The organism is Sphingobacterium sp. xlx-130, from assembly GCF_011007405.1.
GTDB lineage: Bacteria > Bacteroidota > Bacteroidia > Sphingobacteriales > Sphingobacteriaceae > Sphingobacterium > Sphingobacterium luzhongxinii.
Map to the genome: position 1 here is coordinate 104,588 of NZ_WFKN01000002.1, position 21,786 is coordinate 126,373.

Below are 21,786 nucleotides of genomic sequence, written 5' to 3' on the forward strand. Positions count from 1 at the left end.
ATTTAACCCCGTCGGCACAATGATTAACAAGCGACGCTCTCCGTATCCTTTGGCGACAATCCGGCCCCATTCGATTCTCCTAGAAATAATATAATCTACAGCGCTCTCTGCACGACGTTAAGAAAGTTGATCATTAGAGCGATGACTACCCCTGCTATCTGTATGACTGAATAACTCAATCTTAAACGTTGGATTGCCTCTCAATGTACGTACCAGTTGATCCAATACTACTGCTGCATCTTTCCAGTTGTACTGTTCGCCTCCATACCATATAGCGTTACATTGATACTCGGATAATTCGATCCACCTATCCAGTTTTTATAAACAGTCACGTCAACTTTTGGAACTACAAATGTGTATTGTGCCTCATTTACATCATGACCTCCACCAATTCCATGAATCGTAATGTAATTTATTCCATCATTCAAGTATGGGAGCAATGTAATTCTGTCAAACCTAAATGTCCATTTAGCATCATTCAGATTACCTTTTAGTCCTGTTTTTGGATCTGTCCCTGGAGAATTGCTATTAACGATCAAATTAACCCCAACTCCACACGCTTCCTTATTCGTTGTGGTAACGGTAGGCGAGTTAATGTACATATCGGCCAAGTCGTGGGTAGAATTTATAGCGACATATACTGTATTATTAAACGTCCATACAAATGCTGCTTCCATAGGTCCATTTGTAGATACCCCGACAAGATTTACAACTGTAGATCCTGCATCAATGTTATATGTACATTGCGACTTAACTTCATGTGCAAACATTACAAGAAAGAAGAGTGAAACACCTGTTTTTCTAAAAACAAAGTTAAGGACAATGTCCCAAACACATATTAATAACCTGAAAAAACACACGATTAATTGATTTAATTAACCTTTTTTTAGAAAAGATTAAGTCGTCCCATTCAATTAAATAGCTTTTCATAACATCAATATTTAACAATTGTCAAACATTCATTCATAGCTCTAGGCCAAATCCGCTGATCTGCACACTTCTTGGTTGGGCCTTTCACTGTGAAAAACAATGTGAAGTTTGGAAGAAAAAGAAATATTGTAATCAGATTTAAGTAGACACTATTATTCTATGGGTAGTTTTTAAAAAAAATAAAACCACGCAATTGGACTTAATAAACCTAAAAAACTATAAACAAATGAATTATAAAAAAACATAAGAAGACCGTATAGCGGTACAGAAAAAGCAGAAAAAAACAAAAAAGAAATTTAAAATTACATTTATAACAAAAAAACACAGGTTAAAACAAGTTGAACATAGTCACATGTCATCCTAATAGATAAACAATACTAATACTCAATAACACTAGTACTAACCTATTGCAGAACCAATAATTCTTCCGCGCTCCTACTGACCAAAAAAACAAAAACAAATCAAGAGATTTCTACAGAAAGCAATATTAACTTTCTATTTTTGTAATCTTAGTAAGTATAAAATATCCATGTAATGGAACTGCACAAACAGAAATGAGCGCGAAGCAGCATGTACACCATTTCGAAACAAAAACGTGCAGAAAACACTTTGGCCCCGTCAGCTGGCGGATTATGAAGTAATTATTTACATTTGAAAAATAAGGCGATGGATTAAATTCCAATATTTTGTTACGATTCGTTAAAAATGAGATTATCCGTATTATTTGCTGTACTACTTTTTACATTTTCTTGTACCCCGCACAGCCCTATTGATCCAGTCAAACTGCATCAAGAAATTTCTGAACTCAATGATAAAAAAGGTTATGAGGCTTCCCTATTAAAACTAGATAATATCATCCATACCGACAATGCCTCAAATTATGACAGATACAATGCCTACCTCCAAAAAGCACTAACCTATAAAAGGGTATTCAACTATCCAGAGGCGATTAACAATCTGGATAAAGCACTCGAATATGGGATAAAAACAGACAAAAAGGAAGAAGCGGAAATTCGAGTACTTGTTGAAAAAGCGCTAATTACATTTGATAGTCAGAACTATGAAGAACTGACAAAATTACAATTAGAGATTGACTTCAAGAACTTAAACTTACTAAATGCGGAAAGTCATGCCTTCTATATGAATGTGCTAGCTGTACTCGCTATAAGAAATAAGGAATTTAAACAAGCAGAGTCCATATTAAACAGGGGGATTACGATCTTAGAGATACAAAGTCCGAAACACCTACCCATTATCTATTCCAAGTTAATAGGGCTTAGTGAGCACCTCGAAGACCAGGAAAAGGCAAAGCAGGCATTTGACCAAGGTATGCATTACGCAGAAAAGTATAATATGGATCTTTACAAAATCATATTACACTATGCCATGAGTCACTTCTATACCGTAATTGAGGACTATAAAAATGCATCAATGCATGAAAAACAAGGTGTAGCGATATCCAGTACGTATAATGCACCTTTTGAGAATGGCAAACTTACCGTTCTAGAAAAGGAGCTTCTCGCAACACGAAAGAATGTAGAAATTCAATATGCTGGAAAAACACGTTTTTTTTTCACTATACTTTCTATTCTCTTGCTTGTATTAATTACTGTCTTATTACGCCTATTTAAGGTAAGTAAACAACGTAATCTCCTCTTGGAACACGAAAATTTACTGATGCGGAAAGAGTTGGAACGAGTGACCATGGCAATAAATGATCAAGGTGAGAATAGCCTAGATCTAGAGCAATTTTCACTTACACCAAGACAAAAACAAATCATTGAACTATTAAAAGAAGGTAAAACAAATAAGGAAATCGGAAATGAGCTCTTTATTTCAGAAAATACGGTAAAATATCATCTGAAAACGATTTATACTATTTTAGGAATAGGAAGCCGTACGGATTTATTCAGTTCTAACTAAAAAACAAAAATGCACGCAACCTATGTAAACTTCAACGGAGTTCTGATTCCAGAAAAAGAAGCAAAATTAGCTACAAATGATCTTGCAATCGCCCGTGGTTATGGTATATTCGACTATTTCAAAACAGTAAACAATACAGCAATCTTTCTAGAAGACAATCTGGACCGCTTTTATCGATCTGCAGAATTGATGGATCTCCCCGTGAAATATTCTAGAGACGAACTCAAGAATTTTATAGAGGTATTAATGCAAGTAAATAACATCCCCCAATCGGGCATCAAGATACTATTAACCGGCGGATACAGCAGCGATGGGTATAGTATCGCTGAGCCCAACCTGATTATCAGTCAACATTCTATCACACGGAATATTGGTCAAGAAGAACAAGGAATACGACTTTTCCCCTTTGACTATCACCGACCTTTCAGCCAAGTCAAATCGATAGATTATGTCATGGGGATACAGGCATTAAAAGTAGCCAAATCGCATGGGGCAGACGACGTAGTCTATGTGCAAAATGGGCTCATCTCGGAATGTCCACGTGCCAATTTCTTTTTGGTGAGTTCAGAAGGGAATCTATTAACAGCAGCCGATGATGTATTGCAAGGGGTAACGCGTAAAAAAATCATTGAAGTAGCAAGGGAAGTAACTGAAGTCGAGGTCCGAGACATAAGTATAGTGGATCTGCAATGGGCACGAGAAGCTTTTATTAGTTCAACAACCAAAAACATAACTCCTATCACTTCTGTGCTGGGATATAAAGATTTTGAATCTGGCGCAGGCCCTATCACCAAACAATTACAAAGGCGCTTAGAAATATTGGTTTATCAGCGGTGAACGACCTAAAAGTTAGCAAATGGTAATCTAAAGGTTTCAAAAAGGGTGACTTTATTAATGGACCAACTTATCAAACGATTAAGTTCGTACGGCTCTATACGGAACAACGTATTTCTATCGGCATAATGGCTAGGGGCAAAAAGCAACAAAATATCTTTACCGTTGTAATGAAAATAAACCTTTCTACGACTTTATCAAAAATGATCGAGTTGTAACAAAAAAAATCACCGTTGTACAAACACTTTTTTGTTATCTTTAACCTACTTAACAAGTAATCATCATCATCCTATGTCAACACAATTTTTCATCTGGAAAAAATGGCGTTCTCTTCTGCTTATCCTTTTCATTGTGCCTGTGTATAGTACCGGGCAAGAGAGCAATCTCACTGCCGATGAATTGTTTCTACGCGCACGTAGTAGTGCCTTTGATCGAAAAGACTACCCTGCAGCAATTGACCTCAGTAAGCAAGCCTTAAAAAAGGCACCAAACTACACGGATATCCGTATTTTTTTAGGTAGACTCTACACCTGGTCCGATAAAATCGATTCTGCGCGATATGTATTCGAACAATTGGATAATCAAAAAGTAGAAGATGAAGATTTCTTTTTAGCCTATGGATCCTTGGAATACTGGAACGATCAATATAACAAAGCAAATACACTAATTGACAGGGGTCTTTATGTTCACCCATCATCAGAAAACCTACTCCTACTAAAAGCAAAAATAAATAACAGCAGTAGCAACTACCAGCTCGCAGAGAAAACGATAAATCAGCTTTTAGCAATTAACCCTAAACATACTGAGGCTCGGGCTCTATCCATAAGTATCAAAGAGTACACCGCCAAAAATGCAATAGGTCTCACATACAATTTTGCTCATTTTGACAAGCAATTTGCAGACAACTGGCATATTGTAGGGCTGAGTTATAAAAGAGCAACTCCTATTGGATCTGTGATATTCCGTACCAATTATGCCAACAAGTTTGCAGACAATGGTGTGCAGTTCGAACTGGAAGCTTACCCCAGACTTTCAAAAATGTTTTATCTATATGTAGGCGCAGGTTATTCGGACAATGTCGGTATTTTCCCAAAATATAGGACAGGCGTATCTTTGTATGCAAACCTACCTCATAGCTTTGAAGGGGAAATAGGCTACCGCCAGCTCTATTTCAGTGACAATATTTGGATGTACACAGCCTCAGTGGGTAAATATTATCAAAATTTCTGGTTCAATTTAAAGACCTACCTCACACCGGACAACAAAAACATCTCGCAGTCTTACGCTGGAACAGTGCGCTACTATACAAAGGGAGCTAATGACTATCTTGGATTTATCATAGGGACAGGATTAAGTCCTGAAGAAAACCGCAACAACCTACTAGACAACAACATATACAAGCTAAAGACATTTAAAGTAGGAGCAGAATACAACTTCTCCATCAAACGTACCAATCTTTTTTCGATATCATCCACATACTACAATCAGGAGTTCAGACCAAAGGAAAAAGGTAATCAGTTTGACTTTACAGGGAGTTACATCAAAACATTTTAATGTCTTGATGTAACTCCCTGAAAATATCGGGTATAAAGGCTATCAGGAATCAATTGCTTCTGCGTAAAAGACCTCTTATTAGCCTTCTTAAAAGCTTCAAAGCGACGTATTAGCGCTTCATTCATAGCGTCGTCCGATATAGGCTCTTCATTTAGTTTGGCATCTAGCTTAAAGAGTTTATTATCCGAGATATGATAATTGCCCCATACGAAATCGATCAACTGATTTTTACTTTGCATCATCGCAGCACCAGCGCTACGACTAGAAGGCCCTTCAGAAAGCCCACGGCCTATCCAGGTTACTTGATCAGGTGTCTGTAGCTTATAGTTTTCTCTATAAAAAGCCAATAACGAAGGTGTAACATCGAGATGACTTACGATATGGCGAAAGGTGTGAGCAGACTTTAACAAGGGTGAATATATAATTAAAGGAACGTGATAGCGATCAATCTTACTCTGTAACGGTATTTCAGGCATAGCGTGATCTCCTGTAATAACGAACAGGGTATTTTTAAAATCTGGACGTTTCTCATAGCTTTTAAAAAATTGCTGGAGGGCCTCATCCAGATTCAATACAGACACCAACTGTTTACGATTTTCCAATGCCCATTTTTGGTTTGCGGCAGACAAATCGGCCCCTTTCAAACGCTTATCAAAGATCTTTTCATAATGTTCCACATTATTGATCAAAAATGGATTATGCGTTGATAGGGTGAGCAGCACATTAAGGTACGGTTGCGATTGCAGTCGTTGTGTTTCTAACACTTTACCAAATACTGCTTGATCTTCGTACCCCCAGCTCTCGCCACCACCATTTGCAGGCAGCTTTCTATAAGGGGGTTCGTATGCCCATTGATCGATAAGCGTGTCCACTTCACTATAGCGAACAAATTTCTTCATAAAATCGAAATCAGCATTTCCTCCATAATAGAATCCCGTGTGGAACCCATTTTTCTTCAACACATTAAAAAGATTAAAATGTTTGGGCAGGATCTCTTGCTCCAAGAAACCATGAGTCCCAAAAGGCAAGGACCCTAATAGGCTAGGCAACACGGAGAATGTCCGACCTGATGTACTTAGGTTGTTCGGCCAATACAATGCTCGTCGAGTTAACGAATCAATGAACGGTGTAAAATTACCGATATATCCGGATGGCGAACTATAAGCATGCCCCAATCCTTCTACAATAACAACAACGAGATTTGGAGGACTGCCTGCTAAATTGAAATAAGGTCCTAACAGATCTTTAGTATCTTCTACACGTAGAAATGGAAACTCATCATCTTTTCCCATGGCATCGACTTCATCGTCTCCTAATATACCGGCAATCGATGGATGCTCCTGAATGTAATTAGTCGCATTCGAAGCCAAGAAATACCGCCATTTACTGCGTTCGGCATTCTGTACAAACTCATCTCCACTAAGCGAATTGTTAATCCGGTCTATAGGGACAAAACAAACGAGAAGTCCGATCACAAAGAAAACACAGCCAACCAAAACGGTCTTCATCTGCCATTTGCTAACAATCCAAAAAGGTGTGCCCACCAGTAGCAGTAGCGTAGCGAACAATCCGATATTGGTCCAACTCAGCATACCACTTGCCTCCAAAATCTGACTCAACTCCTCTGTCGTATAGTAAAATATATCTGCACCGAGTAGATTCCGGGATTCGGAAAAGTATAAAAACAACACAAACTGTGTGATAATGATCAGCGAAAATGAAACGATGGCAAAGGTTCTTGCTAAGGAACTACTGATGGCACCTATTAAGAGGTAGAAAAGCCCCCCCGCAAGCGCAAACTGTAAGCCTACACAAAAATTATCTGTAAAAAGCGGCCATCCTATAGCAGCACCTTCCAGTTGTTCAAATTGCCGAGCGTACCACCAACGCTCTACACCAACCGTCAAAAGAAAGAACAGCAAAAAAACAGCAGCTATAGGTGTATAGTTCTTCACTACCATCCGCAGGTATTCTCCAAACTGTTGCCACCATGGCAGTCCCTTTACTCCTTGCTGAAATCCTTGTCGGGTCATCTCTCCCCATCCCTGTTTTTTTCGAAAATAATCGATTGCTCCTTCTACTCCCGCTTTTACCACTATAGGATGGAAGTAAATAGGCTCTAATATTGCTGTCGTTATGAGTTTAGATAGATCTTTTCGTTTTGTATATACCTGATGCCCCACTAGATCGATCAAAACTGCATAAATAGAATATAATATACCTGATGAAACTACTAATGCCAATAGTGCGAAGAAGAATGGCCAATTGATGATTCCTAAGATCCAAAATATTAAAAAGATAAAATACCCCGTAAACTCAACAATAGGCCCCAAGAGTTCAAAGAAAAACCAATATGGAATACTGACCATCCCGAGCCTTCCATATTTCGGATTAAGCATTAATTTACGATGCTTCCACAGGGTTTCTATTGTACCTCGCATCCATCTGTTGCGTTGCTTTTTCAACACATCCCTTGATTCTGGCACCTCGGTCCAACACAACGGATCCGGTATGTTCACCACTTCATAAGGTCTCTTTTCCTCTTCCATGTAACGGCGCATGCGTACCACGAGTTCCATATCTTCCCCCACCGTATCGCTATCATAGCCCCCACAAGCCAATACAATCTCCTTATCAAACGCACCAAATGCACCAGAGATCAAGATCAAACCCGATGCCCTGGACCAAGCCATGCGTCCCAAGACAAATGCCCGAATATATTCCAAAGCCTGCGTACGTCCCAACCAGGTCTGGGGTAGGTTGACCTCAATTACTTTACCATTTTCAATTTTACAGTTATTAGCTAGACGGATTACTCCTCCACAGGCAATCACCCGTTTATTGGTCTGTTCCAAAAAGGGTTTAGCTAGTTTTAAAATAGCGTCTTGTTCTAAAATACAATCGACGTCTATACATACGATGTACTCGCCTGAAGATATATTCACCCCGACATTGAGTGCATCCGCCTTACCTCCATTCTCTTTGTCCACGACAAGGAGTTTTTTGAAAGCTGGGTTTTTACTCTTGTATACTCCCTTTACTTCCTTCGTACATATATTGCCCTGAATAAAGAACGAAACCATCTCCAGATCATAAGCATGGATCAGCTGCTCCATAGAGTCATCCCGACTGCCATCGTTAACGATAATAATTTCCAGTTTATGATAATAGATGGAAAGAAGCGACCGTACATTGTCAACTATAGTCTTTCCCTCATTAAAAGCGGGAGCAATAATACTAAACCGAGGGGCATTCGGATTGACTGCAATCAGATTGTAATCTGTGAAAGTATTTTCATGCTTATACCGTAATACCGCCCCATAGGCATATAAGCCCACCCAGCTGTAAATCAAGAATATGGCTATAGCATATAAAATAAACAACCATATTACTACTTCATATAGAATATGAGCAAATTCTAACATATCTGTTGTTGTAAAGCATGTTTAACAATATGTACAATCTGAATTGGCGTATCCTGCGACTCCGCGATATCCTTTAAATAAGACTTACCTTCCAAGATCATTAATACCTCTGCTGCCGCCACCTTAATCCCTACATTAGGATGTTGCCATAACTGTTCTTGAAGAAACGGTTCTGCCTGCTTACTTTTTGCGACTTTCAAAGCCTTTAATATCTCCAACTGCACTTCATATTGCTGTTGACCAAAAGAGGAAATCAATTGGCTTACGGTGTAACTATTCTCTAGTTTCTGTAATATCCGAACAGTATGTTTACGTACCGTTATTGATTCGTGGTCTAACATAGATAACACTTTTGGATAATAGGAAAGAAGCTGAAACTGCCCTATAAGCCGCAATGCGAACACAGCCACCGTTTCATTTTTATTACCCAACCAACTTACAATGTGCTGCATCTGTCCGTCGGGTACTGTATCTATAGAACGTAGCAACCGTAATTGTTGCCAATCGGACAGCGGTGTTACAAGTTTATCCAGAAAAAACAAACCATCAAACCCTTTAAAACTCACAATAGCATACTGTGCTTCTTGATAGACCTGTCGACGAGGATGGTTTAAAAAAAGGGCTATCTGTGGTACCGCCGACTCGACCTTCATCACGGTGAGCTCCTGTATCCCTCCGGCTATGAGATAGTCCCGTTTGGAACGGATTTTCCTCCAAGCTTCTTGTTCTAGATCATAAACCCTAAAAAGGTTATTTATCTCATCCCTTGCTTTACCCATAAATTTCTGTTCAGACGAAACTAAGGTGGACAAGAAAAAACGACGAAAAGAAGGCTCCTTGAGATGGAGTGAAAACGAATTATCTCCCGACATCTTCTCTGCCCCTTCCACAATAGCTTCCGTTATTTTTTGTTGGATAATTGTTGACCACGCAAACCGATGCTGTAGCGACCTGTATCTGTAAAAGCTAAAGATCAAAACAGATATAATCAAGATCAAAACGATTAGCAATACAACAATAATTACTACAACCAGTTCATGAATGGTGATCAATTGTGACATAACTCTTAATTAAAACACCTTTAATTTATTAACCTCTTGATTCTCAAAACCAGTTCATTCGGGCTAAAGGGTTTGACCATAAAATCCGATGCTCCCAGATCGAAAGCATCCACCACGACCTCTTCTTGCCCCATACTAGAAAGTACAATAACGGGCACTTTTTTTCCAAATGTACGTATAGAAGAAAGAATTTCAATCCCGGATGCAAAAGGCATCATTATATCTGTTATTACGAGATCAACATCTTTTTCCCGTATTGTATCGATGGCTTCTTTACCATTTCGAGTCAATAAGACCTCATGCCCCTCCTTCACTAGTTTATGCTCGATAGTACGTAATATCAGTTCATCATCTTCTGCTATTAAAATCAACATATTATATCTCTTTTAAATTAGTAATTAAATGTATTCCTATTTCGATCTCTTCCCTGATGGCATGGATGCGGTTTGCTAAGTCTTTCGTAACAGTAAGATCATTTTCCAACTGAGTAGCCAATCCATCTAGTCTGAATAAGCCAGCTGTAGCGGCTGTTCCTCGTAATTTATGCAAGACCATTCCTATAGCTTGCAAGTCGTAGTTTTTACTAGCCTGTTCTAAGTTCAAAGCCGATTGACGGATCTCCGTGATCACTAGATTTAAGAAAAAAGATCTAAAATCCTCGTCGTCTCCCACCTGTTCTCTTAGTGCCCGCATGTCCAAATGCTCTTCCAAGACAGCCCGAGCCCCAAGTTCATTACTTTCAACCCGTATATACTTTTGCAATACAGTTTGTAGATCCTTCTGTCGTATAGGCTTGGCTAGAAAATCAGACATTCCTGCTTCTATGCATTTTTCCTTCTCACCAACGACATTACCTGCCGTGATACCTATGATAGGTATATCAGTATATCCTAGAAGTTGTCGAATCTGTTTGGTAGCCTCGATGCCGTCGACCTGAGGCATCTGTACATCCATAAGAATAATATCAAAAACGTGATCCACACAGGCAGCTATAGCTTGTGCACCATCAGACACTTCTACTAAAGAAGCATTAGGCATCAATGAAGCCATAATTCGCAAATTCAAGGCCATATTTACAGAATTATCATCGGCTAGTAATATATTGGCAGATTGTTCATAAATTTCTGTTATTGCTTTAGGACTCACTTTTGCCATCTGCTTGTTATCCGTCTTATTTTGTTGCATAGCCCTGCGCAGCATCTCATAAAGTTCATTGGACTTAATAGGTTTCAACAAACAAAAAGATCGATCTTCTTGTCTGAATGAAGATATCACCTCATGTTCTTCCGAAGATGTGTGTAGGACGACCAAAGGCACAGCCTCTCCCTGCTTTTGAAAAAGTTCTTTTATCTTATCAATAGTCTCTACGCCAGACAAAATGGGCATGTGATAATCCATCAGAATAACATCAAAACGTTCGCCCCGCATCAGCAGTTGCAAAGCTTCCATCCCATTCTCTGCTGTTATGGAATCTATCTTTTTATACGCAAGCATGTGCTGCAGTATACCTCGATTGTTCGCATTGTCATCTACTATGAGTATCCTGTTAATAGCAAAATCTTCCATATCTTCTTCACTGGCATACTCGTAAGGTACTTCTATATCAAAAAAGAACTCCGATCCTTTACCCAATTCACTATCCAAGCAAAGTTTACTACCCATGTATTTCAACAGATTATTAGAAATCGTAAGTCCTAGACCTGTACCCCCATATCGCTTACTAACCGAGCTATCCTCCTGCGTAAAGGCATCAAAAATGCGTTGTTGCTTCTCGATCGGAATACCAATCCCTGTATCTCGAACGGAGAACCTTAAAGTAAGCCTGTCATCTTTGAGCTTTAATTTTTCAATTTTCAGTTCGATTTCGCCATAATTTGTAAACTTCACAGCATTCCCTAACAGGTTAATCAACACCTGTTTGACACGAGCCTCATCTACCCAGATATATTCAGGCAGCCCCTGTTCAATATTCAAAAGTAGCTCGATATCTTTGCGTTGCGCCTGATAAATGATAACATTTATTACTTGACTGGCAAGCTCATACACATTGAATCGATCTATAAATAACTCCAACTTACCAGACTCGATCTTTGAAAAGTCTAGAATATCATTGATAATATTAAGTAGATTATTACCGGATTCGTTGATATAATTTAAATATTGTAACTGAATATCATTTAGCGGCGTTTTCATTAACAAGTCGGAGAATCCTATAACCCCGTTCAATGGTGTACGTATCTCGTGACTCATGTTTGCCAAGAACTCAGATTTGGCCTGACTGGCCAAATCTGCACGCTCCTTTGCCATTTTCAACTCTTCATTAATCTTGACAGATTCGGTTATATTTTGGATAAAAATGGTAATCCCACCTATATTGCCATCGGCTAGGTGCCAAGGTCGAACCTCCCAGTTATAATGTAAAGGCTCTGCTATCCCAACAGCTTCTATTACTTCATTTGTATTTTTATATGATTTACCTTCTAAGGCATCTTGATATATCTTACTTCGTCTTTCCGGAATATCAGCAAATAGGTTAAATAGATTCTCCTGCAATGGATTATTATTTCTACGGTGAAAATCCTCCAACCACTGGTTACTGACCGCCACATAATTAAAATCCCTGTCAAACATAGCTACAGAAGCTGGAACATAGTTCACAAAGGCCTGCAACATAGCTTCCTTGCGTTCCAGTTCTAAATACAACGTCTTACTATGGTCGATATCCTGGATGATACCAAATACTCTTTTACATATGCCATTCTCTAATTCAGGAATCCCCTTGACCCTAACCCAAATTCGTTGTCCATCATTTTTCTGGAGCCGCAACTCCATGTCATAGGGTACTCCATTCTGTACAGCACGTTCAAATGCAGCACGTAATAAGGGGCGACTTTCTTCATCAAAAAAACCGACAGCATTTTCCAGGTCAGGGGTATAACCTTTATCTACGCCATGTATCAGTTTGGTAGAATCTGACCAATACACCTTCTTCTCTTCAAAATCAACTTCCCAACCGCCTACTTGAGCTACCATATTGGTCTGTTCTAAAATTTGTTTGGTACGTAATAAATCACGTTCCAATTGAATACGTTCGGTCATATTGAGCGCCGTACTCACCACATAAGGCTCCCCTTCTCGACTAACCTCTACTGTATTGCTGTACAACCAGTACGTTTTTTCTCCCTCCTTCGTACGGAGCACCATCATACCTGAGTCCTCTTTGTTGGTTGTTATCCTTTTTAGATATTCTTCAAAAGCTCCCTGTAAGTTTTCTGGGACTAGCTTTTTTAAATTCAGACCTATTACCTCATCCAGCTTGTACTTCAATAGTTTACGGCCTCTTTCATTAACAGCCATAATGTTCCCGTCCATATCGTGCATGCTCATCAATCCGATAGCATTTTCGAAAAAACTACGAAAACGACGTTCCGAATTTTCTAGTTTGGCTTTCTCTTCTATTTCATGGGTCACATTCCTGCCGAATGCCAGAATCTCGCTATTTACCTTATCATACTTAAAATACCACTCTATGACTATCTTCGTTCCCCCTGCCCCTAGCGTGACCGAAGTAAAACGTTCGCCTTCCTGTTCTAATATAGCCCGCTTTATCTCCTGATAAAGAGGTTGACGATCCGTGTTCAGTAATTTATCAAAAGGTAGACCTATACAATCATTGACTTGGATCCCCAAGGCTCGAGCCAGCATTGGATTGACTTCTTTGACCTCATTTTTATCATTAAGCACACAGATCATATTATTTGTCACCCGAAATATTTCTTCAAAGTAACCGGCCTGCACTTTGCGCTTTTTACTTAGTAGAATTTTAGATACGGCCTGCCCTAGCTTCTCTAGCGATTCAATCTGTTTTTCTGACAATGATTTCGGGGCGAAGTCTATGACGCATATGGTTCCCAAAACGTAACCTTCATCATCCAATAATGGTACTCCCGCATAAAAGCGGATATTTCCTTCTCTTATTAGCGGGTTCGTAGATGATCGAAGGTCTTCAAAAGTATCTTCTATGACGAGCACATCTTTACTCATGATCGTATATTGACATACCGTATTACGTCTCTCTACAGAATCGAGTTCCATACCGACACAACTCTGGATCTGCTGGGCTTCTTCTTCCATCATGGCGATAAGCGCCGAAGGGCAGTCCGCGATAAGACACGCTGCCTGCGCAAACACATCTAATTCGGGTTCCTTACCAAGTCCTAAAAGCCCATACGACTGTAACCGATGGATACGTTCCAATTCTTCCGACGGAACTGGGTAGTTTTTCATGTAATAATATAATTAGCGTAGATGTAGTTTGTTTACACGGTGAAGTTAATAAAAACAATTGAAATTGGAATTTGTAGATCAATAAAGATTCGTATGACTTTTACCCTAATATCCTATATAGAAAAAGAACCACATGAATACCTCACAAAACACATTTTCATCAGGCTGAGCACGAGTGAAATAAGTAGCTTTAATAAAAAAAATAAAAAGAGGGCAATACGACAATAACGATACCGCCCCAATAGGATTCCCAGTTTATCACCTACTTTCGGTCTTTTATAAATAATTTTACCAAACTGTTATTCAATTTCACCTATCTCCGTGGTATACTTTTCTAAAATTATTGTTACGCGATACAGGCATCCACATAAAGCCCTAACTTTACTGAATAAAGTAACCAAAATAAATCACACATATAAAAAAACAGAATCATGAAAAAAAGCAAGTTAGTTTTAGGTCTATTTGCAATAGGCTTGTATCTAGGGCCTATAGCGTCATACGCACAGACCCAAAAAAAATGGGAAGGTTTTAGTGACCAAGAACGGTTTAACAATAACTTCGAGCTAAAAACTGCAGAACTTCTAAAAAGCAGTAATTTTATAACTTCTGAACAAGCTGCCATCGATTTGGCCGCTGTAGAAGGAAAAAAAATAGAAGCGAACTTAGCAAAACCTCGTAAAAAATTACTGGAAGCATCTGAAATCGCCACCCTAATAAAACCTTCTTTTGTCGCTTTTGCAAGTGCCTTTGACTGTGGTAAATGTCATCGTACACATCTTAGCACAGCTTCTGGATACATCATCAGCGAAGATGGCTTAATCGTGACCAATCACCACGTTATACGGGGATATATCGAAAACAAAAGCGGTAGCGGTAAAAACCTAGCCATGTCTATTCAAACAAATGATGGGGATGTGTTCCTTGTTAATGAGATTGTATCCGCTTTCAAAGACGCTGACTTAGCGATTGTAAAGATCGACACCAAAGGAAAAAAACTGACCCCAATTCCTTTAGGCAACACTGCCCAAGTTGGAGACAATGTATTTGTAATGAGCAATCCTGCTCCGATGATTAACTATTTCAGTACTGGTAAGGTAGCACGTAACTATTTGAATCCAATATCAAAAACGGACAAACTACCTCAAACCGATATTACTGCGGACTATGCTGCAGGATCTAGTGGCGCTCCCATTGTAGATCAATGTGGTAACCTGATCAGTACGGTATCTGCAACTAGATCAATATATTATGACATGAAAGAGCAGAAGAACCTTCAAATGGTCGTTAAAAACACCAAGCCGGTGGTATTATTGAAAGAACTTATCAATAGCATTTAATCAAAATCTAATCTGAACCAACGAAGGGAAAGGGCTATTTCGTATTGGAATAGCCCTTTTCCTTTGATCAATATCACAGATTGTTCTTCTGTATGAAGGCATTGTATTCCTTTTCGTAGCGACAAAGGTTTTCATACCAGTTCTTCTTTAAGATTAACGACATTATAACCAAGACCAATATACTTGTTAACAAAGCCCCCCCCTCTTTTACGACTATATACATGGCTATGAGCGTAAGTGCACATTGCCATATGATGCCAATTCCGACATGAACACTACTCCGCATTGGTAACGAAATTAGGCTGACTATGAGAAATTTCAAAAACAAGGTCTATACCATCTACTCTTATTCCAAGGTATCAAATAGATTAAAAACCTTCACCAAAACAACTTATCAACAGAAATGTCATATATAGATTGATATCTTTTTCCTTGAATATCATACGAAGTGTAGATAAAGCTTTCGATCTTGCGAAATATACGGTGCTGGCTGTGGTGCCCAATAAGTCACAAATTTCTTTCGTATCCATTCCTTCTAGGTAGGACATCCGAAAAACATCGGCCTGCTGTTTGGGCAATTTCTCTAGTTCTTCAGCAATCTGCATGATCAATTCTACATAGATAATCTGTCCCAACATATCACCACCCTTTCCTTGGATACTGGTCCAGTCTGTGTGTGATAGAGATACCTTCTTCTGATATGCGGAGCCCATATGATCGTAGCAGGCATTACGAGTTACTAAAAACAAGAAGGACTTTATGCATTCATAACTTGTCATCTTCTCTCTTCGCTGCCAGAGTTTACAAAAAGATTCCGAGACGATCTCTTCAGAAACTTCCTTATTCTTCGTGATCTTGTAGGCAAAAAAATGTAAAGGGTCTCCAAGTCGAGCAATAAAATACCGTAAGCCTAATTCATGCCCAAGGCATAAAATTTCAACATATTTTAGGTCGTCTTTCACGCTCTAGAGGTTTAAATAATTTTGATAGCATAACTAAGTTAAGCAATTTAAATTAAACGCCGCATCAAATAAACTTCAAAAAAGAACCTACAGCAGCGAATTAATAGTTCGGTGCAAAAATAAGTAAAACCAGTCGGAAATGACCGTGCCAACCAATTACATAACCATTATATAACATGCTCCTAACACAAGGAGCATGTTATATCCGGTCTGGCAACAGCGTTTATTTCAACATTCCTTTTTGCCAGACTAACCTTTCTCCCCAAAAAGGCAAAATAGTATTTTCACAGGTTACATTAGGAAGATGCTTTAGGGTTTGTGTAATAGAGGCCTGGCCTTTCGGATAAGGCTTATGTCTCATTTCAATCAAGTGCGATAAGAGTGCATAATTGGTTTGAATCTGCCCTTCTCCCGTGCCTAAGATATCATTCTCTCTGGCTGCTCCCCACCGCAATACCACGAGGTCTACCGGCCCTTGTACTTCTTTGAATCGTTGTGGATCGAATCCAGAATCTCCACAATGGAGCATCGAGAAGTTCCCGGTATCCTCCCCACAGTCAATACGAACTACAGCTACAAAATTTGGCAAATCGGGACTTCGCAGATGGTCTGATATATCCGTTCGTAACATAAAGTTACCAATCTTATAACTCGTAGCAGTGGTTGAGAAATAGGGGTTATTGCCGACATCGAAGTTGGTGATCACGGGCTTCCCCAACTGTTTCATAGCTGCCATCAACTTCACATTAGCATGATCGCCGTGATTATGCGTGATATATAAAAAGTCTAGATAAGGGGCCAATTGTTCCGCCAAGCGATGGTCTACGTCTATGCCAAAGCATCCCGAAGGGGTCTTGATTACAAAGCCCATATTGTACAACATCCAGATCGACGCCGTCCCCTTTTTGACCTTTGTACTTTTCACCTCTTTCAGTACCTTCTCAAAAGCTAGTCTATAAGCATATAGAATAGGTTCTTTATGCTCCAATTCTTCTGCTTCTTCCTCAGACTTCTTCAGATACTCTTTAAATGGAACGTCAGAATAAGGGTCAGAATAAGTCTCAATCGTTTTCAACAAGGATACACGTTCCTCACTCAATACCAGAGGACTCGTTTTATTCAACTTCTTGATCGTCTCTACCCCAATATTAACGTAGCCTTTCTGGTCTTTTTCAAAAGAGCGCTTTTGCGCTGTAGCAAAAAATGTTGTTGCCAACATCAAAATAGGTAAAAGTATCTTTCTCATATTACTATATTCTAAATCGAGAGAAACGATGTCCGACTATCGCTAGCTAGACATCGCTCTATCAAATTTATTTTCATTTTAAACTAAGGGATTACTGTTTCTAAATAATTTGCTGTAACTAATGTATCTAGATCATTAGAGTTAATTAAATAGCGGGATTTACTACGTACTTTCCCTCCTTTTAGTGGATTAACTAATGAAAGACTCTTCTCCACTTTAACTTCGTCTGTAAACTGTCCCCCCGTTTGTTGATAACTCACTAGGTTATCGACTACTCCTATTTTATTATCAAATTCTACGGTCTTATTTCCTGTAGAGAATTTCGCCAATGCTGGTAGCAGGGTTTTAATATAGTTTTCACCATACACAAATCCGCCTTTACTGGTCAATAACGATTTATTTCCAAAAGCATCCACATTCCAAGCTTCGATTAATACATTTCCCTCAATGGAGGGCATATCGATGATAGCAAAGTAACTCTGCAATGTACTATCATAATTATCCGCAGTGTAGTTTACTTTAATAGAGTCTCTATTCCCTGACCCAGTATTCCACCGCAACATACAATAAGCTCTATTGACATCCTCAGCAGGAAATACACTCACCCCCAAACGTTTATATCCAGATTTAATATTCAGATCGGTAATACGGCCTGCATATACAATAGGACCATCTTTAATATATTGATTCAATAAATCATCTGCATTATCACAGCCGACCGAAAATAAGGACAAAGTGGCGACCATTAAATATACTATCTTTTTCATCTTCAAATAACTATTTTAATAAGACACCTATTAATACTTCTTGAGCACTTCACCAAATAATTTAAATTCATTGATGGTATAAAAAGTTTCTGTTGCTGTATACGACTCCATCATCTGAATTCTCATATAGCGGAAAGATTCAGCAGGCTTAGCTTCAGAATTGATATTATCGTCTACTATTGCATACTCCTGCTTATTATAGAAGTAATCCGTCTCTTCTTGCGTAATGGCAGCCATAAACTCAGGCATCTTACCAACATATTCACCAATTAATGTCCATCCCTGTGGAAATTTTGACCAACGCTCTGTATTTGCATCATTTGTCCCCCATATCTTAAACCGTTTTACACTCGACCTAGCATAAAGATAACTACTGGAAGGACGGGGGTATATTTGTACACGGCTAAGTCGTAAGTCCTGATTCAGGTCGAATGTAGCATATAAGTCTTGCACATAAGTCTTTTGGGACTGCCCTACGGGTTGAACAAAATACTTATAAGCTAAATAGTCATTTGCGGCAGTAACCCCGTTAAAAATGGTCTGGGGCTGAAAAGTAGCCGAGTGCGCCACTCCGTCATTCGGGATACCCGTATTAGGGTCAATCCCAGACAGGTTATAATCCTTGCCGGTAGTACCATAAGATGGATTAAAATAACTGACTGCTTTTACCATTTTGTAATCTATGACTTCTTCCTTATAAGGTATAATCATCTGTACCAATGTATCGGTTCTATTCCCCCATTTATCAGATATTACAAAACCAAATTTTTGTTCGAAGCTATCGTATTGCCTCAAATACACCGCCGTATTTGAGGCGCTGGAACTGTATACCGTTTTAGAGGGATCTTCCATCAGTGCGATCACGCCTTTTTGCAGTTCCTGTTCAGTCAATACATGGATAGCAAATGGATTAGAACCTTTATTTTCCCAAAGTAATTTTACACCACCGAAAGCCGGAATCGCAGACAAACTAGCTCTAGCAATTTCTACGGGAGAGATTAAAGGTCTATCTTTCACTGTAACAACATCCGACCTATTTCCACTTTCATCCACACTTACCAGTTCTATTGTCACTTCATCCGTACCTGTAAGCCCTTCTACCAAGATCTCATTGCTATACCGCGACACCTTAAACTCTACAATTTTACCGGCTTTATTTTTATAGGTCGCCACGACCTGAACATTATTGGGGCTTCCCTTGGGTAGCGTAAAGTGAATTTCCAAGCCCCCAGACTTGGGTACAACTTCTTCTACAGTCAATGTACCTGGCTTATCCGAACTTATATCCAGCTTTTCCAGTCCCAGATACGAATCCATACATGATAGTAGTATCAGACTACTTACTAGTACAATGAATAGATATGTTATATGTCTTTGCATGATTATACTTTTTAAATTCTATCGAATGATTTTACCAGCCCGGATTTTGTATCAGATTTCTATTTTGAAGCAATGTATTCGTTGCGATTGGCATTAGATAATCTTTCATCGAAAATCGAGGTTGTAGTAGCACTTTTACGGTATAGAAATCTTTTTTCTTTTCCCCTTCTTTAGTCCAGCCCAATATCGGACGATTATAGATTTCTTCTGCTGTCATCCATCTCCGTACATCATAGTAATATTGCCCTTCAAAAGCAAGCTCATTGACACGTTCTTGCTGAATGATCTTTCTTAAACCGATCTGATCATTTGGCTTGGACTTATACATCGCCGAGGCATATTTAGCCCAACTCTCTACAACACCTTCCATACCCGATCGTGCGCGGATCACATCTAAGTAATAGTATGCATTATTCCCCTTTGAATCTGTCTTACTTGGTCCATTGACTTCATTCAGACACTCTGCCAATAAGAGATACATGTCGGCCAAACGAATAATAGGGAATGAATACGGTTCATAAACCAATTCAACCCGGGTGTCTCTATAAGTTGTCTTTAAATGGGTCAGCTTTTTAGCCAAATATCCCGTGTAGGAATAAAACCCATAAGTTTCCGCGTATTTAAACCCGCTCCCCATGTGGCGCATAAAATTAGGGAAAGAGGGATCCGCTAAACTTTTACCGCGTCCTTCCCAAATGCCACCGTCAAATCCCACTGAGGCATAAAACCGTAGGGAACGGTTGAAATGCAATATTGCAGTCTCTTGCCCTGATTTAATAAAATATTTGGTATGGGTGGCGTCTGGTACCTGGGTCACATACCTATTCTGGTACCAACCCTTTGTATCCCATTCTTCGTCCTCTTCGATAGGCACTCCATGTGAAGAGTAAAATTGTTCGACCATATTCAATGTCGGAGCATGGCGCTGACCGATATCAGGAGCGCCAGAACCAGCTATATTCTCCCACTCTGAGTTACTCAACATGCTGGCAAACTTTTGCAATAACCTCGTATTTTCATTTGTCCCCCAGATAATCTCTGCGTTCCAGGGTAAAGTAACTGCCTGCCGTAGGCTGAGCATCGCTTTAGTCTGAGAACTAATGTTGTTAGAATTAACGTCTGGAATAGCTCCAGCTCCGGCATCCGTAGTCACTAAAATAATATTTCCATCATCTTCTGCCGACCGTACCGCCTCATCCGTAGCCTGTAGTGCTCGTTCCCATCTTTGCCTACTATCTCCAATAGGGAATAATTCTACTCCTCGATTATCTTTAAATCCAGCATAATAATTATTGTTATTGAATAAGGGACTTGCAAGAAGCACTAGCGTCTTCGCTTTAATTGATCTTGCTATGGTTTTTGTGAATCGACCAAATTCGGTGGATGGATCTTGCTCACTCGGCGTGGGTAGACTCTCCATAGCTTCGTCCAAAAGCCCCACGATATAGTCTGCTACCTTATCTACAGGCTCACGATATAAAGCCAATTCTTCTCCTTTGGAAGAAATTGGAAAAGCTTTATCCACAATCGGAATAGGCCCGTACAGTTGAAATAGATAAAAGTTAAGGTATGCTTTTATCGTCTTTACTTCGGCAATCCACTTGGCGCGCTCCATTTCGTCCATATCACGTGGACCACCATCCTCTAGATTGATATGCTCTAAAAACACATTACAGTGCCGTATTCCCTGCCAGATATTTTCACTAGCCCCTTTATTGCCATCCCAAAAATTCATATAAGGACTTACTGCATTATTTCCATTGAACAGCATCAAGATGGTATTGGGCATATGAGCCGTATTACCTCCCGGCATATTTTTTTCGTCATACACCACATCCCCACCCCCAGTAAGCCCCAAAGTATTATCAGGGTTAGCAAAATTCGGAAGACTGGCGTAACAGGTAAATAGGTACTTCTCTGCATTGTAGCGATCCTTGAAAGCATCTTCCAGGACAGGCTTGTCATCGGGCAGGATATCTAAGTACTTATCGCAGGAAACGAGTAACATCAAAAGGACAGCTACCGTTCCATACATTATTTTTTTCATCAGCATAAACTGTTTCATTTTATCTCAATTTCT

Annotated in this window: 15 protein-coding genes; 4 read left to right on the forward strand and 11 right to left on the reverse strand. The window is 39.3% G+C overall.

Features of this window, described 5'->3' with window-relative positions:
• Positions 1-227 precede the first annotated feature (227 nt).
• Positions 228-770 (reverse strand): hypothetical protein, encoded by a 543-nt coding sequence (locus tag G7B18_RS02820; protein WP_164110734.1) that lies wholly within the window; start codon positions 768-770, stop codon positions 228-230.
• Positions 771-1,635: 865 nt separating this feature from the next.
• Here G7B18_RS02820 and G7B18_RS19290 point away from each other — a divergent pair.
• The 3 genes from G7B18_RS19290 (at position 1,636) to G7B18_RS02835 (ending at position 5,241) form a co-directional block, all read left to right on the forward strand.
• A complete protein-coding gene (locus tag G7B18_RS19290) occupies positions 1,636-2,853 on the forward strand; it encodes a helix-turn-helix transcriptional regulator (protein WP_317164264.1) in 1,218 nt (405 codons plus the stop codon).
• 9 nt (positions 2,854-2,862) lie between these two features.
• Positions 2,863-3,690 carry an aminotransferase class IV gene (locus G7B18_RS02830; RefSeq protein ID WP_164110736.1) on the forward strand — a complete coding sequence of 276 codons (828 nt, stop codon included), beginning with the start codon at positions 2,863-2,865 and terminating at the stop codon, positions 3,688-3,690.
• A gap of 288 nt (positions 3,691-3,978) precedes the next feature.
• Entirely contained in the window at positions 3,979-5,241 is a 1,263-nt protein-coding gene (locus G7B18_RS02835; protein ID WP_164110738.1) for a YaiO family outer membrane beta-barrel protein, read from the forward strand.
• Here G7B18_RS02835 and G7B18_RS02840 read toward each other — a convergent pair.
• From G7B18_RS02840 to G7B18_RS02855, 4 genes are read right to left on the reverse strand one after another with little or no spacing between them, the layout of a single operon-like run.
• Positions 5,238-8,666: a sulfatase-like hydrolase/transferase gene (locus tag G7B18_RS02840; RefSeq protein WP_164122043.1), complete on the reverse strand. Its 3,429-nt coding sequence runs from the start codon at positions 8,664-8,666 to the stop codon at positions 5,238-5,240. The genes G7B18_RS02835 and G7B18_RS02840 overlap by 4 nt on opposite strands.
• On the reverse strand, positions 8,660-9,727 hold the full coding sequence (locus G7B18_RS02845) for a HEAT repeat domain-containing protein (RefSeq protein WP_164122044.1): 1,068 nt from the start codon (positions 9,725-9,727) through the stop codon (positions 8,660-8,662). The genes G7B18_RS02840 and G7B18_RS02845 overlap by 7 nt, the downstream gene beginning before the upstream one ends.
• Before the next feature lie 20 nt (positions 9,728-9,747).
• Positions 9,748-10,101 (reverse strand): response regulator transcription factor, encoded by a 354-nt coding sequence (locus G7B18_RS02850; RefSeq protein WP_079642615.1) that lies wholly within the window; start codon positions 10,099-10,101, stop codon positions 9,748-9,750.
• A 1-nt stretch (position 10,102) separates the two neighbouring features.
• The gene (locus tag G7B18_RS02855; RefSeq protein WP_164122045.1) at positions 10,103-14,014 is read right to left on the reverse strand and encodes a response regulator; all 3,912 of its coding nucleotides are present in this window, start codon (positions 14,012-14,014) and stop codon (positions 10,103-10,105) included.
• A 431-nt stretch (positions 14,015-14,445) separates the two neighbouring features.
• Here G7B18_RS02855 and G7B18_RS02860 point away from each other — a divergent pair, with 431 nt between their 5' ends.
• Positions 14,446-15,351 (forward strand): serine protease, encoded by a 906-nt coding sequence (locus G7B18_RS02860; RefSeq protein ID WP_164110746.1) that lies wholly within the window; start codon positions 14,446-14,448, stop codon positions 15,349-15,351.
• Positions 15,352-15,424: 73 nt separating this feature from the next.
• Here G7B18_RS02860 and G7B18_RS02865 read toward each other — a convergent pair whose 3' ends face one another.
• The 6 genes from G7B18_RS02865 to G7B18_RS02890 form a co-directional block, all read right to left on the reverse strand.
• Positions 15,425-15,637 (reverse strand): hypothetical protein, encoded by a 213-nt coding sequence (locus G7B18_RS02865; protein ID WP_164122046.1) that lies wholly within the window; start codon positions 15,635-15,637, stop codon positions 15,425-15,427.
• 82 nt (positions 15,638-15,719) lie between these two features.
• Positions 15,720-16,313, reverse strand: a complete 594-nt coding sequence (locus G7B18_RS02870) for an RNA polymerase sigma factor (RefSeq protein WP_164110750.1) — start codon at positions 16,311-16,313, stop codon at positions 15,720-15,722.
• Between the two features lie 223 nt (positions 16,314-16,536).
• Positions 16,537-17,559 carry an MBL fold metallo-hydrolase gene (locus tag G7B18_RS02875; protein WP_164122047.1) on the reverse strand — a complete coding sequence of 341 codons (1,023 nt, stop codon included), beginning with the start codon at positions 17,557-17,559 and terminating at the stop codon, positions 16,537-16,539.
• A gap of 83 nt (positions 17,560-17,642) precedes the next feature.
• Entirely contained in the window at positions 17,643-18,326 is a 684-nt protein-coding gene (locus tag G7B18_RS02880) for a DUF4998 domain-containing protein (RefSeq protein WP_164110754.1), read from the reverse strand.
• A 30-nt stretch (positions 18,327-18,356) separates the two neighbouring features.
• A complete protein-coding gene (locus G7B18_RS02885; RefSeq protein WP_164110756.1) occupies positions 18,357-19,706 on the reverse strand; it encodes a DUF5126 domain-containing protein in 1,350 nt (449 codons plus the stop codon).
• Between the two features lie 31 nt (positions 19,707-19,737).
• A complete protein-coding gene (locus G7B18_RS02890; RefSeq protein ID WP_205601696.1) occupies positions 19,738-21,771 on the reverse strand; it encodes a RagB/SusD family nutrient uptake outer membrane protein in 2,034 nt (677 codons plus the stop codon).
• Positions 21,772-21,786 lie beyond the last annotated feature (15 nt).

Excerpts from the sequence above, each read along its gene's own strand:
- G7B18_RS02830 (WP_164110736.1), top strand. The coding sequence starts at position 2,863 with ATGCACGCAACCTATGTAAACTTCAACGGAGTTCTGATTCCAGAAAAA.
- G7B18_RS02890 (WP_205601696.1), bottom strand. The coding sequence starts at position 21,771 with ATGAAACAGTTTATGCTGATGAAAAAAATAATGTATGGAACGGTAGCT.
- G7B18_RS02850 (WP_079642615.1), bottom strand. The coding sequence starts at position 10,101 with ATGTTGATTTTAATAGCAGAAGATGATGAACTGATATTACGTACTATC.
- G7B18_RS02835 (WP_164110738.1), top strand. The coding sequence starts at position 3,979 with ATGTCAACACAATTTTTCATCTGGAAAAAATGGCGTTCTCTTCTGCTT.
- G7B18_RS19290 (WP_317164264.1), top strand. The coding sequence starts at position 1,636 with ATGAGATTATCCGTATTATTTGCTGTACTACTTTTTACATTTTCTTGT.
- G7B18_RS02860 (WP_164110746.1), top strand. The coding sequence starts at position 14,446 with ATGAAAAAAAGCAAGTTAGTTTTAGGTCTATTTGCAATAGGCTTGTAT.
- G7B18_RS02865 (WP_164122046.1), bottom strand. The coding sequence starts at position 15,637 with ATGCGGAGTAGTGTTCATGTCGGAATTGGCATCATATGGCAATGTGCA.
- G7B18_RS02885 (WP_164110756.1), bottom strand. The coding sequence starts at position 19,706 with ATGCAAAGACATATAACATATCTATTCATTGTACTAGTAAGTAGTCTG.
- G7B18_RS02855 (WP_164122045.1), bottom strand. The coding sequence starts at position 14,014 with ATGAAAAACTACCCAGTTCCGTCGGAAGAATTGGAACGTATCCATCGG.
- G7B18_RS02820 (WP_164110734.1), bottom strand. The coding sequence starts at position 770 with ATGTTTGCACATGAAGTTAAGTCGCAATGTACATATAACATTGATGCA.
- G7B18_RS02880 (WP_164110754.1), bottom strand. The coding sequence starts at position 18,326 with ATGAAAAAGATAGTATATTTAATGGTCGCCACTTTGTCCTTATTTTCG.
- G7B18_RS02875 (WP_164122047.1), bottom strand. The coding sequence starts at position 17,559 with ATGAGAAAGATACTTTTACCTATTTTGATGTTGGCAACAACATTTTTT.
- G7B18_RS02840 (WP_164122043.1), bottom strand. The coding sequence starts at position 8,666 with ATGTTAGAATTTGCTCATATTCTATATGAAGTAGTAATATGGTTGTTT.
- G7B18_RS02845 (WP_164122044.1), bottom strand. The coding sequence starts at position 9,727 with ATGTCACAATTGATCACCATTCATGAACTGGTTGTAGTAATTATTGTT.